The sequence below is a fragment of the Niastella sp. sgz303648 genome (genome assembly GCF_059587045.1).
Map to the genome: position 1 here is coordinate 153,974 of NZ_JCAPSW010000001.1, position 13,718 is coordinate 167,691.

Annotated in this window: 17 protein-coding genes; 10 read left to right on the plus strand and 7 right to left on the minus strand. The window is 40.9% G+C overall.

The genetic code is table 11. From position 1 onward, the window contains the following. Positions 1 to 25: 25 nt before the first annotated feature. A complete protein-coding gene (rpsO, locus tag AC59IL_RS00550; RefSeq protein ID WP_496550108.1) occupies positions 26 to 322 on the minus strand; it encodes a 30S ribosomal protein S15 in 297 nt (98 codons plus the stop codon). 204 nt (positions 323 to 526) lie between these two features. Here rpsO and AC59IL_RS00555 point away from each other — a divergent pair, with 204 nt between their 5' ends. Both AC59IL_RS00555 and AC59IL_RS00560 read left to right on the plus strand, forming a co-directional pair. After that, positions 527 to 1,612 carry a glycosyltransferase gene (locus AC59IL_RS00555; protein ID WP_496550109.1) on the plus strand — a complete coding sequence of 362 codons (1,086 nt, stop codon included), beginning with the start codon at positions 527 to 529 and terminating at the stop codon, positions 1,610 to 1,612. A 3-nt stretch (positions 1,613 to 1,615) separates the two neighbouring features. Continuing rightward, positions 1,616 to 2,737, plus strand: a complete 1,122-nt coding sequence (locus tag AC59IL_RS00560) for a glycosyltransferase (RefSeq protein WP_496550110.1) — start codon at positions 1,616 to 1,618, stop codon at positions 2,735 to 2,737. On the opposite strand, the gene AC59IL_RS00565 is transcribed toward AC59IL_RS00560, so the two are convergent. Together AC59IL_RS00565 and AC59IL_RS00570 are read right to left on the minus strand one after the other, a co-directional pair. Continuing rightward, complete coding sequence (locus AC59IL_RS00565) at positions 2,718 to 3,407, minus strand: cell division ATP-binding protein FtsE (RefSeq protein WP_496550111.1); 690 nt, start codon at positions 3,405 to 3,407, stop codon at positions 2,718 to 2,720. The genes AC59IL_RS00560 and AC59IL_RS00565 overlap by 20 nt on opposite strands. A 190-nt stretch (positions 3,408 to 3,597) precedes the next feature. Continuing rightward, positions 3,598 to 4,527, minus strand: coding sequence for an IS1595 family transposase (locus tag AC59IL_RS00570; RefSeq protein ID WP_496550112.1), 930 nt, complete (start codon positions 4,525 to 4,527; stop codon positions 3,598 to 3,600). 133 nt (positions 4,528 to 4,660) lie between these two features. Between AC59IL_RS00570 and AC59IL_RS00575 the strand changes: the two genes are divergently transcribed. The 5 genes from AC59IL_RS00575 (at position 4,661) to AC59IL_RS00595 (ending at position 7,331) form a co-directional block, all read left to right on the plus strand. Further along, positions 4,661 to 5,080, plus strand: coding sequence for a hypothetical protein (locus tag AC59IL_RS00575; protein ID WP_496550113.1), 420 nt, complete (start codon positions 4,661 to 4,663; stop codon positions 5,078 to 5,080). A 227-nt stretch (positions 5,081 to 5,307) separates the two neighbouring features. Then, positions 5,308 to 5,442 (plus strand): hypothetical protein, encoded by a 135-nt coding sequence (locus AC59IL_RS00580; protein WP_496550114.1) that lies wholly within the window; start codon positions 5,308 to 5,310, stop codon positions 5,440 to 5,442. A gap of 271 nt (positions 5,443 to 5,713) precedes the next feature. Beyond that, a complete protein-coding gene (locus tag AC59IL_RS00585) occupies positions 5,714 to 6,403 on the plus strand; it encodes a fibrobacter succinogenes major paralogous domain-containing protein (protein WP_496550115.1) in 690 nt (229 codons plus the stop codon). A gap of 4 nt (positions 6,404 to 6,407) precedes the next feature. Continuing rightward, the gene (locus AC59IL_RS00590; RefSeq protein WP_496550116.1) at positions 6,408 to 6,911 is read left to right on the plus strand and encodes a hypothetical protein; all 504 of its coding nucleotides are present in this window, start codon (positions 6,408 to 6,410) and stop codon (positions 6,909 to 6,911) included. Between the two features lie 63 nt (positions 6,912 to 6,974). Continuing rightward, the gene (locus tag AC59IL_RS00595; RefSeq protein ID WP_496550117.1) at positions 6,975 to 7,331 is read left to right on the plus strand and encodes a hypothetical protein; all 357 of its coding nucleotides are present in this window, start codon (positions 6,975 to 6,977) and stop codon (positions 7,329 to 7,331) included. On the opposite strand, the gene AC59IL_RS00600 is transcribed toward AC59IL_RS00595, so the two are convergent. Next, a complete protein-coding gene (locus AC59IL_RS00600; RefSeq protein WP_496550118.1) occupies positions 7,301 to 7,531 on the minus strand; it encodes a hypothetical protein in 231 nt (76 codons plus the stop codon). The genes AC59IL_RS00595 and AC59IL_RS00600 overlap by 31 nt on opposite strands. Before the next feature lie 391 nt (positions 7,532 to 7,922). On the opposite strand from AC59IL_RS00600, the gene AC59IL_RS00605 reads away from it, so the two are divergent. From AC59IL_RS00605 to AC59IL_RS00615, 3 genes are all read left to right on the plus strand, one after another. Further along, positions 7,923 to 8,099, plus strand: a complete 177-nt coding sequence (locus AC59IL_RS00605; protein ID WP_496550119.1) for a microviridin/marinostatin family tricyclic proteinase inhibitor — start codon at positions 7,923 to 7,925, stop codon at positions 8,097 to 8,099. Between the two features lie 91 nt (positions 8,100 to 8,190). Continuing rightward, entirely contained in the window at positions 8,191 to 9,159 is a 969-nt protein-coding gene (locus AC59IL_RS00610; RefSeq protein WP_496550120.1) for an MvdC/MvdD family ATP grasp protein, read from the plus strand. Further along, positions 9,156 to 10,178 carry an MvdC/MvdD family ATP grasp protein gene (locus AC59IL_RS00615; protein WP_496550121.1) on the plus strand — a complete coding sequence of 341 codons (1,023 nt, stop codon included), beginning with the start codon at positions 9,156 to 9,158 and terminating at the stop codon, positions 10,176 to 10,178. Before AC59IL_RS00610 ends, AC59IL_RS00615 begins: the two co-directional genes overlap by 4 nt. Positions 10,179 to 10,421: 243 nt before the next feature. Here the strand turns inward: AC59IL_RS00615 and AC59IL_RS00620 are convergent, their stop codons facing one another. The 3 genes from AC59IL_RS00620 to AC59IL_RS00630 all read right to left on the minus strand — a co-directional run bounded on the left by AC59IL_RS00620 (position 10,422) and on the right by AC59IL_RS00630 (position 13,349). Further along, a complete protein-coding gene (locus tag AC59IL_RS00620; protein WP_496550122.1) occupies positions 10,422 to 11,174 on the minus strand; it encodes a ThuA domain-containing protein in 753 nt (250 codons plus the stop codon). Between the two features lie 158 nt (positions 11,175 to 11,332). After that, positions 11,333 to 12,229 (minus strand): DUF1338 domain-containing protein, encoded by an 897-nt coding sequence (locus tag AC59IL_RS00625; RefSeq protein WP_496550123.1) that lies wholly within the window; start codon positions 12,227 to 12,229, stop codon positions 11,333 to 11,335. A gap of 61 nt (positions 12,230 to 12,290) precedes the next feature. Then, complete coding sequence (locus tag AC59IL_RS00630) at positions 12,291 to 13,349, minus strand: saccharopine dehydrogenase family protein (RefSeq protein WP_496550124.1); 1,059 nt, start codon at positions 13,347 to 13,349, stop codon at positions 12,291 to 12,293. Positions 13,350 to 13,718 lie beyond the last annotated feature (369 nt).

The window sequence follows — 13,718 nt, forward strand, 5'->3', positions numbered from 1 at the left end:
AATAGTTGTTTATTAAAATACATACTTATTTTCTGATTCCAAGTTTTTCAATCAATGCACGGTAACCCTGCAGGTTGTGCTTGCTCAGGTAGTTGAGCAGGCGTTTACGCTGACCCACCATCGTCATTAATCCACGGTGTGTAGAAAAATCCTTCTTGTTTTTTTGCAGGTGTTCCGAAATGCGGTTAATGCGTTCTGTAAGCAACGCAATCTGGCCCTCTATTGAGCCTGTGTTTGTAGCTTTGCCACCATATTGTGCAAATAAGCCTGAAACTTTCTCTTTTGTTAAATAAGGCATCTCAATTTTTTTAAAAACATCCAAAAATTATCTTCTTAAATTGCCGGCAAAGGTATGTAATAAATTCTTATTGAATGTTTAAGCGGGGCCATTTTTTTTAAAAGTCCTATTTTTGAAGTTGATTATCAAATGCCTGTTATTAATTACCGGATTCCGGATACCGGCAACCGGAAATAGGTAACTATTTAATTTACAAACAGATATAAAAATTAAACCCGACCCGGCCTCATGAAGCGACTGATTTTTGCTGTTACCAACGATTTGAGCTACGATCAGCGCATGATTCGTATTTGTACATCCCTGGCTGGCGCCGGGTATAGCGTAACCCTTATTGGCCGGCGGTGGCTAAATACCTTTGCGCCCCCCTCCCAGCCTTTTCGGCAAAAGCAACTACTTTGCTTTTTTAAGAAAGGAAAATTAAGCTACCTCGAGTATAATATACGGCTGTTCCTGTATTTATTGTTTCAAAAAGCAGATGCGGTTTGCGCCATCGACCTCGACACCATTCTACCCTTTTATTTTGTTTCGGTTTTAAAAGGCATTCCCCGTATTTACGATGCCCATGAGCTGTTTTGCGAAATGAAAGAAGTAGTTACCCGGCCTGTTGTTTACCGCATCTGGAAACGGGTAGAACGCTTTACGGTGCCCAAATTCAGACACGGATATACCGTAAATAAAGCTATTGCCGATGAATTTAACCAGTTGTACGGTGTACAATATGAAGTGATCCGCAACCTGCCGGTAATGCAGCCCCAGCCTGTGCCTGCCAAACCCGAAAAATACATTTTATACCAGGGCGCCGTGAATGAAGGACGAAGCTTTGAAACCCTTATTCCGGCTATGAAGCTGGTAAATGCCCCCCTGATCATTTGTGGCGACGGCAATTTTATGCAACAGGCGCAACAACTGGTACAACAACACCAGCTGCAGGAAAAAGTAATTTTTAAAGGCAAAATATTACCGGCTCAGCTTAAAGAATATACCCGCCTGGCATGGGCCGGTGTTACCCTGTTCGAAAACAACGGAATGAACAATTTTCACTCGCTGGGGAACCGGTTTTTCGACTACCTCAATGCGGGCTTGCCTCAGTTATGTGTGAATTACCCGGCTTACCGCGAAATAAACAATAAGCATACTGTTGCTGTTCTTATTAACGATCTGCTCCCTGAAACCATAGCCGGGGGATTGAATGAAATATTGAATAACGAAAAATTATATTCTCTTTTGCAACAAAATTGTTTACGGGCTCGTCAGGAATTGAACTGGCAGGAAGAAGAAAAGAAATTGTTGCTTTTTTATAAAAACATATTGTAGCCATTGGAAAAACATTTGCATATAATATCCTTCGATGTACCCTACCCTGTTGTGCATGGCGGCTATTTTGATCTTTTTTATAAACTGATAGCACTTTACCGGCAGGGCGTTCGAATTCATTTGCATTGTTTCGAATACGGTCGCGAAAAGCAGCCCGAACTGGAAGAGTATTGTACCGAAGTTCGCTATTACCCGCGGCAGTGCGGCCATAAAGGCTTTTCGCACAAATGGCCTTATATAGTGGCTTCGCGAACGAACGCCGAAATGGAAGCCACTTTGCTGAAAGATGATCACCCGATTTTGATAGAAGGCATTCATTGCTCGTACCTGTTGCTCGATGAACGGTTCAAAAACCGCAAATTCATATTGCGGCTGCACAATGTTGAGCATAAATATTACCGGCAGTTGTATCATTCGTGCCATTCGCTGTTTCGAAAGATCTATTACCTGCACGAAAGCAAATTGCTGAAACAGTTCGAACAAAACATTGCTAATAAAGCATTGATACTGGCTGTTTCGGATCAGGATGTAAACAGTTACCGGAACGACTTCGGTGCCCGCAACATAGCCACCCTGCCGGTTTTTTTACCATATACAGAAGTAAGTGCACCCGAAGGCGTCGGCTGTTTTTGTTTATATCATGGAAACCTGTCGGTAACCGAAAACGAAAAAGCGGCTATCTGGCTGTTGAAAAAAGTATTTAACGATTTGAAGATTCCTCTTGTAATAGCTGGTAAAAACCCGTCTTCCAAACTGCAACATATCGCTCAGCAGCATCCGAGCACCTGTGTGGTAGCCGATCCTTCGGAACAGGAAATGCAGGATATGATCGGTAAGGCACAGATAAACATACTGCCCTCTTTTAACAATACGGGTATTAAGCTGAAATTACTGAACGCCCTGTTCAATGGACGGCATTGCCTGGTTAACGATGCTACGGTGCACAGCACGGGGTTAGAAAGCGCCTGCCACATTGGTAGCAATGCAACGGCCTTTAAAAGTTTGATAATGCAGTTATACCGGCAGCCATTTGCCGAAGAGGAGATCAGGTTGCGAAAAGCCCTTTTGCTTTCAACCTTCGATAACAAGCGCAATGCGCAACGCCTTATTCAATGGATATTTTAGCGTTGTCGATCACCCGGCCTCTTTCGGTGCGAACCGTGCGGGCGGGGTATTTATTGATCACAATATAATCGTGTGTGGCCATTACAATGGCGGTTCCGTAATCGCGCGAAATGTGGAACAGCAACTGCATGATTTCATCAGAAGTTTCAGGATCGAGATTGCCGGTAGGTTCGTCGGCAAGGATCAGTTTGGGCGAATTGAGCAATGCCCTGGCTATATCAACACGCTGTTGTTCGCCGCCGCTCAGCTCAAAAGGCATTTTAAACCCTTTTGCTTTTAAGCCCACTTTGTCGAGCACGTCGAGGATTTTTTCATCCATCAGCTTTTCGTCTTTCCAGCCGGTAGCCCGAAGCACAAAACGCAGATTGTCGTTTACGTTGCGGTCGGTAAGCAACTGAAAATCCTGGAAAACAACGCCCAGATTACGACGAAGGAAGGGAACTTTTTTCCAGTCCATTTCACGCAGGTTGAAGCCAACTACAGTCCCATCTCCTTCCTTTAATCTCAGGTCGCCGTACATGGTCTTTAACAAACTCGATTTACCAGTACCGGTTTTCCCAACCAGGTAAACGAATTCACTCTTTTGTACTTTAAAATTTACATCCTGCAAAACGAGATTGTTCCCCTGATAAATATTTACGTGCCTTAGGTCAATGATGTTGTCCTGCATACTGATCCGTTAAGTTGAAACAAAAATAAGCAATTCAACTCAGTTATGAGTTTTCAGTTATAAGTTCCGGGTTTTCAATTCAGTTTCAGGTTTGGGGAAAGGCGAAGCCGACGCACGGGATCCATTGTAATATATTTTAAATATGGTAATTACATATGAGTTGGGACAATACAAATATAAAAAAAAGAGGCTATTGGGCCTCCTTTTTTTCTTTCTGAATCAGGTCATTATACTTTAATCGGCCTGAACTGCTCTTTATTGCCTGTTTAAACCGTTCGTGGTCTTTTATTTCGCGGCTGTTGTATCTGGAGGTAAATTCGTCGCAGTAGCGTTGTAGGTGCTTTACGCTTACCTGATGGTACACACCAATTATACCTCTTTTTAGCAGGCTCCAATAGTTTTCTATACCGTTGGTGTGGAATGCTCCCCGAACGTATTCGCCTACTTTATGCTCTATCACTACATGCTTATAAGTAGGCGATAATACTTTGGGTGAATACCATTCATCTGAAACCATAATAGAACCATCTTTTACCATATCTTTTATGAGTGGGATAAGGGTAGCATTGGTTGTATCAGGAACGCTTTTAGTTACCAATTTTCCATGCCGTTGTTTAGCTCCAAAAACAGGGGTTTTATCTTTTACACTCCTTCCCTGACTGCCTTGCACCTTTTTATCCGCGTGCCTGTTTTTGTTCTTACCACCAATAAACGTTTCATCAATTTCCACCACATCTGTTAGCATTTGGGGTGCCTTATCTCTGAGCATTTCACGAATGCGATGCAGAACAAACCATGCTGTTTTCTGAGTAATCCCCAACTGTCTCGCCAGCCCACAAGATGAAATTCCCTTTTTGTTTGCCGTGCAGAGATATACAGCCCCAAACCATGTTCTGAGTGGAATTTTTGAGTTTTCGTAAATGGTGCCCACTTTAGCAGTGAACTTCTTATGGCATTCATTATTGCGGCATTTGTAGCCTCTATTGGTCTTATACGGTTTATCAACATTACAAAAAGGACAAGCAGGATTACCATTCCATCTTTGTTGCTCAAGATAGTCTAAGCAAGTTTTTTCATCCTTGAAGTAATCAAATAACTGTATGATAGTTTTGAAATTCATCCTGCTTCGTTTTTGGATAAAAACGAATCTACTACTTTTTTATGACATGTTCTATTATTTTCAATAGAACATCCAAAAATATTTTTGGTATATGATAAAGTATCATATTTTTGAGTGATCAAACACCCTTACAATGGATGATTTTTTAAAAGCATTAATAGATAAAGAAAAGGAACTTCGCCTTAAATTGGAGGCTTCCCCCTTATTTAAACAATGGGAAGGGGTGAAATCTACTATATCTCTTTTTCAAAATGGAGAAAAAGGAATTACGCAAACAAAAAATGTTATACCCTCAATTAATACAGACATACCGAAGGAATACGATAATGAAAAATTAACATGGAAAGAAAAAGTGTTATTTGCATTATCGGAAATCAAACGGGGATCAGTAGATGATATCATTAAACACCTTAAAAAATTAGGCGCTAAGGAAGATGATAAATTTTTAAAAAAGAGGATTGGTGTAACAGCTTCGAACTTGAAACAAATAGATGGTTATTTGGGAGGTGATTTAGAAGGGAAAAAGGGAATATATTATATTCTTGAAAATTAAGAATCCCGCCTAAGCGGGACAATTAATATAAAAAGATGGTATGGGTCGAGGACGGTCTCATTAGCTGATAAAATCAGGTGGCACCCTGATCTTAGATGAGGTGTGAAAGACCTCAACCGTACTCCAAATAGCAACCTTGCGAAATTGACAGCAATATCTTACCACGATCACGTCTGTCAAAAATAGCAGGGTTTTGCTATTTGTAAAAGTATGTATTTTTGTGGAATATGGCAAAGAAACAATCTAAAAAGAAAGCATCTAAATACGATGAAAAGTTTGCCATTAAGGGCAATTTTTCAGATGTTATTAAGGTTTCAGTTGATCAAAATCAAAAGAAGTCCCCAAAAAAGGTTAAAAAGTAATCTTCTTATTGCACATATCGGGTATTCTCCTAATATTTGGCCCGATATAACATATTAGCGTTTAGCTTAATTCAGGTGAAGTAAAACTGCGAATTTTCCTTTTGACCCAAGAATTATAGCAAAGACGCTCACGCTCTGGCGTGGGCTTATTTGTCTATTGGGTCAATGGTTCTTCGCAGTACCAACTTCACAATAGCTATATGTCCCACGCTTTTTTTATTTACCCGCTATCTGTAGGGACTTCAGGTACACTATTCACCCTCTATTATTTATGAGATTTAGAATGCTGCTTTTATCAGGATTTATAATTATGTCTTGTAGTTGTAAGAAATCCTCTTCTAATTCATCAACATTTAAATGTATTTACGGAAATGGAGTTGTCGATATTGACGGCAATAAGTATTCGACAGTAAAAATAGGTAACCAGGAATGGATGGCAGAAAACCTAAAAGTTACAAGATATCGGGATGGAACTATTATTCCCAACATTACGAATGGTACTCAATGGGGTTCTATTACATCCGGAGGCTGGTGCTATTACAGTAATGATCCACAATACAATAATGGATATGGCAAATTATACAATTGGTTTGCAGTCGCAGATTCAAAAGGATTGGCCCCAAAGGGTTGGCATATTCCATCTGATACTGAGTGGGCAATTTTCGTTAATTATTTAGGAGGCGAGACTGTTGCAGGTGGGAAAATAAGAGAAATAAGCGTAGTTTATTGGGAGCCAAGTTCATATACATCAACAAACAGCGTCTGTTTTTCTGGAAGGGGTAGCGGATACCGAAATGGAGATTCATTTATTAATCTTAGATATACTGGACAATGGTGGGCATCTACAAAAAATGGATATGGATACCCTTATAGTTATTCAGTAAGCCGTGTTGGCTATAATGCTTCTCAAGGTACTGGGCCTAAAAATGAAGGATTATCGATAAGATGTATAAAAGATTAACCTTATGAAAACAATAATCTTTTTGATAATAATTACCCCCCTCTCACATATCTTCTGCCAAAATATTTCGATAAAAAAACTAATTGTATTACAAGATTCTCCGTATGATACAATAGAAGAATTTTTAGAAAATAAAGGATGGGATTTTTACGAAAAAGATGACAAAGGGAAGAAAATACATATTAGTTGGTCTTATGGACATCAATCAATAGAAGATAAGGCTGAAGCATGGTTTACATATTCTTATATCGGTATTATTTATCACGATATATTTTATCAATTACATAATAAAGAACAATACTTAAAAATGATATCTGAATTAAGAATATTAGAATTTAGACGGACTTCTTCTGAAATAAAGGAAGATGAAATTGTAAAAGTCTATAAGAATAAAAAATATGTTTTAGTAATATCGATTCAAAGTGTTAAAAAGAAAGACATATTCTATCCTCCCCCCATTTACGTATTTAAAATCTATAATAGAGTGGTGTATGATTTAATTCATTAATTTTAAAACGCCCTCTCTAAGTTAGAGAGGGCGTTTTTAGTAGAATTAAAACCATACATGTATATGATATTAGACTTTAATGAAACCATATCAAAAATATCAAAGGTGTACTTTACAAACTGGCAAAGTAATTATGAAATAATAGGATTGTTAAATGAACTTAAAGCCCAATTATCTTATTATATTAATTCAGATGAATCGAATAATAACACTGCTGCTGATATAATTAACAATCTTAACAATAGAATTAGGCATGCAGCCAAAATACATGAATATAAAACAGATAAAAATGACGTTATCTTAAATAAAAATGCAAGGAAATATTTTGAACAATATAAACCAGTAGCAATAAAGGTTGCAGAAGATTGTCAATCTGTTCTTGAAAGAGGTTATATCAAGTTAAACCCAGATAATAAGTAGGGTATTTCGTCGGTACTCTTAATTTTAAAATCCCTTAAAAAAGGTTCTACAAACGAATCAGATAAATTATCAAACCCATCTATTGATATCATTGAATCATCAAAAATTATTCTAAAAGTCCACAACCCAACATTTTTTTCATATGCTTCTTTTTGGGAAGCAATTTCTATTTTTTTAAACCCATATTTTTCTAATGACATAAATCCCATTACTTTATATTAATATTTTTGTCCCAACTAATATATAATTGCCTTAAATATTTCATATGAGCAAGAGATTCGTTTGATTCCCCTGGCTTTCAGGTTAAGGCAAAGCCCGCACAGGGGTAACAAAGTGCGCTTTTAAGGGCACCCGATACGACCGCAACCAAGGTAAAAGGTAACCAATCTGCAGATCTGCAGCCCCTGATTTAAACAGGTGGATAATTCTCTTTCATAAAACCCGGTCGCGCCATGCAATCAGGTCGCAGGTATACTCCAAAGTAGCAAACCGCTGCTCACATTATTTTTGATTCAATTAATTTCTTACCTAAATTTAACGATTAGGTATAACCTATTACCATTTTCCTAATTGTTAAATTTTATCTTATTTATGAAAGAAAATGAAGTATTAAAACAACCTTTCTTCGCCCGCTTTCTTGAAACGCAAAAAACCAACGAGGCCGGTACCCAAAACAGTTTTGGTATCTGGCCCATAACCTCAAAAGTAAAGGACGACTTTGATCAAACGCAAAAGTTCCCTTCAGACAGCGACGAGGATGATATTTAACGTTCACATGTACCGGTAAGTTTTTTCAGTTAACAATTATCCCCGAACAGGCAATAGTGCATACTATTGCTTGTTCTTTTATAGCATTCCCATGATTCTTTGCCTTACCCATTCGGGCGATTATTATACCATCGACATAGTACAGCAGGCGCTGCAACAGCAGGGTGTACCGGTATTCAGACTGAACACCGATGAATTTGGCCTTCGCTATCAGCTAACCTATACATTGCAGGCATCGCAGGCAGCATATGCCCTGCAGGCAGATGGCAAAACCATTTATGCTTCGCAAATTATGGGTGTATGGTACCGCAAACTATGGCAGCTACAGGTGCCAAACGACCTGGATACCGCCTGGCAACCCATCTTTACCAGGGAATACCAAACGCACCTGCAACTGTTTTTGAATGCGCTTTGTCACGTTCCGTGGATAAACGATATGCACGCTGCCCGCGCTGTTTGCAACGATAAACTGCAACAACTGGTAGCAGCGCAGACAGCAGGATTATCTGTTCCCAAAACAATATTCAGCAACGATCCTGATGCCGTACAGGTGTTTTTTCATCAATGCAATGGCGAAGTGGTGATGAAACTGCACAATGCTTTATCGCGAAGCATGAAAGGCGACGGCCCCTCATTTCCTACGACCCGGCTGGCGGCGGCCGATCTGGCGCACCTGCAAACACTGGCCTATTGCCCGATGATCTTTCAGCAATACATTCCCAAAATGTATGAATTAAGGATCGTGTACATAGACGGAACCTTTTTTACCGGAAAAATTCCCGGCGAACATCAAGATATAACCGATTGGCGCACCATTGTCAGTGCACCGATCAACTGGCAGCCTTACGAACTGCCTGTACCTGTTCAGGAAAAGATAAGTGAGCTCATGCAGGCGCTTCAACTTTCTTTCGGCGCTATTGACATGATCAGGCACACCAATGGAGATTATGTATTTCTTGAAGTAAACCCGTTTGGTGAATGGGGTATGTTGCAAAAACACCTTTCGTTCCCGATAGGAGAAACCATTGCTCAAAAACTTATAAATCGTATACACACGTGAACAATCCAAAAATACTGATCATCACCCATTCACAGGATAACGAAGGTGTAAGCAAAGTGATTGAATGCATACAGGCAGCAGGAGGCCAGGTCATTCGATTCAATACCGATTGCTATCCGCTTTCGTTGCAGCTTTCTACTATTTATATCAATAACCAATGGACTATTTTATTTAACGACGGCACTACCGTGCACAACCTGCACGATGTTACGGGCGTCTGGTACCGCAGAAGCTATAACCTCGGCAATGGATTAAAACAGGTCATTCAACCAGAATTTTTATCGCCTGCCATAACAGAAGCGAAACGCACTTTATTCGGCATGCTCGAAGGATTGAACTGTTTTCATATGGAACGCTTCAGCACCTACCGGCGGCTCGATAGTAAGGAAGAGCAACTGAAAGTGGCCGTACAAAACGGATTGCTGGTACCGGCCACCTGCATCAGCAATGATGCTGAACAGGTAAAGCAGTTTCTGCAGCAACAAACCGGCCCGGTGATCACAAAAATGCAACACTCGTTTGCCGTTTATAAAGGACAGGAAGAACAGGTGGTATTCACCAATGAAATACAACCCGATTCGTATGATGAACTGGGCTCGTTGCAATATTGTCCCATGGTATTTCAGCAACGCATTGAAAAAAAGCTTGAACTGCGGGTGACCATCGTTGGGGAACAATGTTTTGTCTTCGCCATCGATTCGCAAAAAAATAAAAACGCGCAGGTCGACTGGCGAAAAGAAGGCGATACGCTTTTGCACCACTGGCAGCCTTATGAATTGCCGGCAACTATACAAAAGCAATTATTATCATTCATGGATTCGTACAACATCAACTACGGCGCCATTGACCTGATACTTACACCCGATGACAAATACTACTTCCTCGAAATAAATGCAGCAGGAGAATACTTCTGGATCGATGTATTGTGCGATTTTGGTATTTCAAAGCAAATAGCCGATGTGTTGATGGGGAAAGCGAAAAGACGAGATTCGCTACGCTCATCTCTGCAGTTGCGCTAAGAGGGTATAAGAGTTGAAGGAGAAAAAAGAGTTGTTGATTTTTTCTTCTCTCTAAAAATATTTTAGCAGTTCAACGTGTTTAAGTAAATAATAATTGATTATTAGGCTTGCACAATTGCTTTGAGAGAAACAAATAAATGATTTCTCTTTTATCTCTTTTTCTCCTTTATGCTCTTAGCGCTACTGCATAACCTGGCTGAGCGTAGCGAGGCCATCTTAGCGCGACTGTAGGCGTAACGAGGCTTACCGTTTTGATGCCCTGCCCTTTCCCATGGCATATTGTATACCGCCCCAGAGATGTTGCAGAAACAACGGATCAGACCAGGATTCATCAGTATGCCCCAGAGCCGTGTAAAAAGAACGGCCGCCATCAACGGTATGATACCAGCTCATGGGATGGTTGGCGCCGTTGGTGCCACCCGAATAACTGGTTTCATCTATCGAAATAAGCACATGCAGATCGCTTGCAACATATTTAAAATTGTACCATTCATCGGTACGCTTCCAGGGCCTGGGCAAATGTTTGGTGGCAATATTGGTGCTGTCGTTGATAACCAATACAGCCTCCTGCACTTTAGGATGTTTAATGAAATAAGCGCCAACAAGATTACCGTACCAGGGCCAGTCGTATTCGGTATCAGTAGCGGCATGCACGCCCAAAAAACCGCCGCCCTGCTGAATGTATTGCTGAAAAGCATTCTGCTGTTCATCGTTCAGCACATTGCCTGTGGTACTTAAAAAAATAACAGCCGCATATTTCTTCAGATTATTTAATACAAAAACAGTAGAATCGGTGGTAGTGTCTACATCAAAATTATATTGAGCGCCCAGTTGCTGAATGGCTTTTATACCGGCATCAATTGATTTGTGGTGATAGCCTGCTGTTTTGGAAAATACCAGCACTTTGTTTTTGGCTGTGGCTGTTGCAGTTACGATCAATGCAAGTGCTGCGGTGAATACAAATTTCATCTGGCTGGTCAATATCGTTTTTTTCATGATGTAACGGTTTGGTACAATGCAGCAGGGAAGTTAGTAAAAAAGACCGAAAGTCCGGAAGACGGAAAAGTCGACAAAAGACCGGAAGACCGGAAGTCCGAAAGAAAATACAACCTGGGGTAATTCTTTCGGACTTTCTGACTTGCGAACATTCGGACTTAACTGCGCTGCGTTTGCGACGAGTAGGTACTTTCAAAAATTTTATCGGCATTGCCGGCTTCAAAACCTTCACGGCGATGGATGCGCTGTATCTGATCCTTGGGTAAATGAGCAAACTGAGGCAATACTTTTCTTTCGGCAAATTCAATATAAGAGCCGGAAATAGCATGCGTATCGCCATCAGCAAACTGCGCATCGATCATTTCGGCTACAGTTGAACTTTGCAGCAGGGCGCCATCAGGACTGGTTTTTATTTTGCCACCGGCATTATTCAACACAAAACCATTTCGTTCAAGAAATGCATTGAACTGCGCAATGGTGTTATACCCTTCTTTCAGGTTGTGTACACTTATGGTAAAATGGTTCAGGTAATAACGATTGTAAATTACCCAGGCTGCATATTCACTTTGAGCCGCCAGCGTAAGATAATCGGCCCAGGTGGGTAAACGCCAGAGGCCACTGTGTAAAAACGCATCAACGGCAGCGGCATCACCAAGATTCAGCTGATCAACCGGATCGGCCGTTACTTCGCTGGTATAGCTGGTAATAATCTGCTGTACGTCGGGCGACAGATCTTTTATGCGCAATTCGCTGATAAAAATGCGTGGATATATGGGCGAAGGTGGTGCATACCAAAATGCATCCAGTTTCTTTTCGGCAAAATAATAGTAATCTCTTTTTTCGTATCCGTAATGCAGGAATATTTTTTCAAGCGACTGAATACCGAGGTGCGGAACGCCCATGGTACGAAAGGCAATATGATCATTTTCAATGTCACCGGCATGCTGAATGATGTTCTCCTTTATCATGGCATTGATAATGGCCGAAACATCGGGTACCCGTTGCTGGTAACGGATCATTAAACCGGATAGAACGTTTTCGAGTATAACAGACATGTTTTGTTTGTTGTTTGTGGTTGTAAGTTCGCGCAAAATGCGCTAAGGCGCAAAGAAATAATTACACCTTAGCGATATACAAACTACCATTTTTTGTATTGCAGAATTTTTCAAACGAAATATCTTCCTGTTTGATAAAACCCTGCTGCGGCAAATGTTTGGCAGCCACCATTTCAACCACGGCAGCTACGGAAGCGGCTGTTGTCCATGAAATAGCTCTCCACTCCTTTCCATGAATAGTGATCGGATGATAGGCCTGGTAAAATTCTTCGCGTGCAAGGTCATTGCCTTTCCATCCTTCTACTACGGCATAAACATACACCACATCTTCGCGAACCGGCGGCTTAGCTTCTGTTAATATTTTTTCAGTAAGCTCTCTTTTGTCTTTCAGAATCAGTTCGTATAATAAAAAACGCATCAACCGGGCATGACCGGGATAGCGAATGGTTTTATAATTCAGCGTATCAACTTTGCCTTCGAGCGTTTCGCATAAAGTGCCGAGTCCGCCACTGGTGCTGAAGGCTTCAAATTCCTGTCCTTCGATATTGATTTGTTCAATGCCATCGAGCGAGGGCACCATTTTACGCATACCATTATGAATTACTTCGGCGTCATTGATGTATTCGTTAATAACGCCGGCAGGCGACCAGGTAAATGAATAGGCCAGTAACCCGTTTGGATACCGTGGCAGCGCCCCTACCCTCAATTCAACATCACGCAGTTTGGTAAACCGGTGACACAGATCAGCTCCCACAATGCCAATAAAGCCGGGCGCCAGTCCGCACTGGGGCGCCATTACGCCTTTCGACGTTTTGGCCATTTCGCGTATAGCGCTGGTAGTTGGAACATCTTCGGTAAGATCGAAATAGTGAATGCCGCATTTAAACGCCGCCTTTGCCACCGGCAAATTCAGGTTATAAGGTAAACACGATACCACGGCGTCCTGTGTAGCCAGTAACTGTTCAATGAATTGTGCATCATTTATATCGCCGGTAACTATTTTAAATGGCATATCGGCCGGTGCATGCTGATCAACACCGGTAACGGTAAAAATATCATTGAGCAAAGTGGCAACAAGGGAGCCCACTTTTCCCAATCCAACAACTGCAATATTTTTCATACTGTTATGAGTAGGAATGATTAAATAATTAATGAATCGGACTATCTGAACATGGTTCAGATAATAAGGTAATGATAAATAAGTAAGATAGATTGGGAAATGAGGTCCAAGTTAGATCCCTCGACTACACCCGGTATCAAAGAAAGCCTCTTCGACTACGCTCAGGGTCAATCCGGTTCGGCCCTATCCCGTGTGGCGTTCAGGACTATGGCACGTTTGCGCAGGCGCTGCGCAGGAAGGCGAGATAGGAGTAGAATATTTTTACAATATCATTCACCATGCGAAAGTATTTAAAGTACTGTAATTAACAATGCCCGACAGCTATTTTTGTATGCAAAAGCCTTTCATGCCTGTTTGTGCAGGCTTATA

Coding starts and splice junctions, on each gene's coding strand:
- AC59IL_RS00610 (WP_496550120.1), top strand. CDS start 8,191: ATGATTCTTTGCCTTACCCATTCGGGCGATTATTATACCATCGACATA.
- AC59IL_RS00630 (WP_496550124.1), bottom strand. CDS start 13,349: ATGAAAAATATTGCAGTTGTTGGATTGGGAAAAGTGGGCTCCCTTGTT.
- AC59IL_RS00570 (WP_496550112.1), bottom strand. CDS start 4,527: ATGAATTTCAAAACTATCATACAGTTATTTGATTACTTCAAGGATGAA.
- AC59IL_RS00620 (WP_496550122.1), bottom strand. CDS start 11,174: ATGAAAAAAACGATATTGACCAGCCAGATGAAATTTGTATTCACCGCA.
- AC59IL_RS00575 (WP_496550113.1), top strand. CDS start 4,661: ATGGATGATTTTTTAAAAGCATTAATAGATAAAGAAAAGGAACTTCGC.
- AC59IL_RS00605 (WP_496550119.1), top strand. CDS start 7,923: ATGAAAGAAAATGAAGTATTAAAACAACCTTTCTTCGCCCGCTTTCTT.
- AC59IL_RS00585 (WP_496550115.1), top strand. CDS start 5,714: ATGAGATTTAGAATGCTGCTTTTATCAGGATTTATAATTATGTCTTGT.
- AC59IL_RS00600 (WP_496550118.1), bottom strand. CDS start 7,531: ATGTCATTAGAAAAATATGGGTTTAAAAAAATAGAAATTGCTTCCCAA.
- AC59IL_RS00555 (WP_496550109.1), top strand. CDS start 527: ATGAAGCGACTGATTTTTGCTGTTACCAACGATTTGAGCTACGATCAG.
- AC59IL_RS00565 (WP_496550111.1), bottom strand. CDS start 3,407: ATGCAGGACAACATCATTGACCTAAGGCACGTAAATATTTATCAGGGG.
- AC59IL_RS00580 (WP_496550114.1), top strand. CDS start 5,308: ATGGCAAAGAAACAATCTAAAAAGAAAGCATCTAAATACGATGAAAAG.
- AC59IL_RS00625 (WP_496550123.1), bottom strand. CDS start 12,229: ATGTCTGTTATACTCGAAAACGTTCTATCCGGTTTAATGATCCGTTAC.
- AC59IL_RS00590 (WP_496550116.1), top strand. CDS start 6,408: ATGAAAACAATAATCTTTTTGATAATAATTACCCCCCTCTCACATATC.
- AC59IL_RS00595 (WP_496550117.1), top strand. CDS start 6,975: ATGATATTAGACTTTAATGAAACCATATCAAAAATATCAAAGGTGTAC.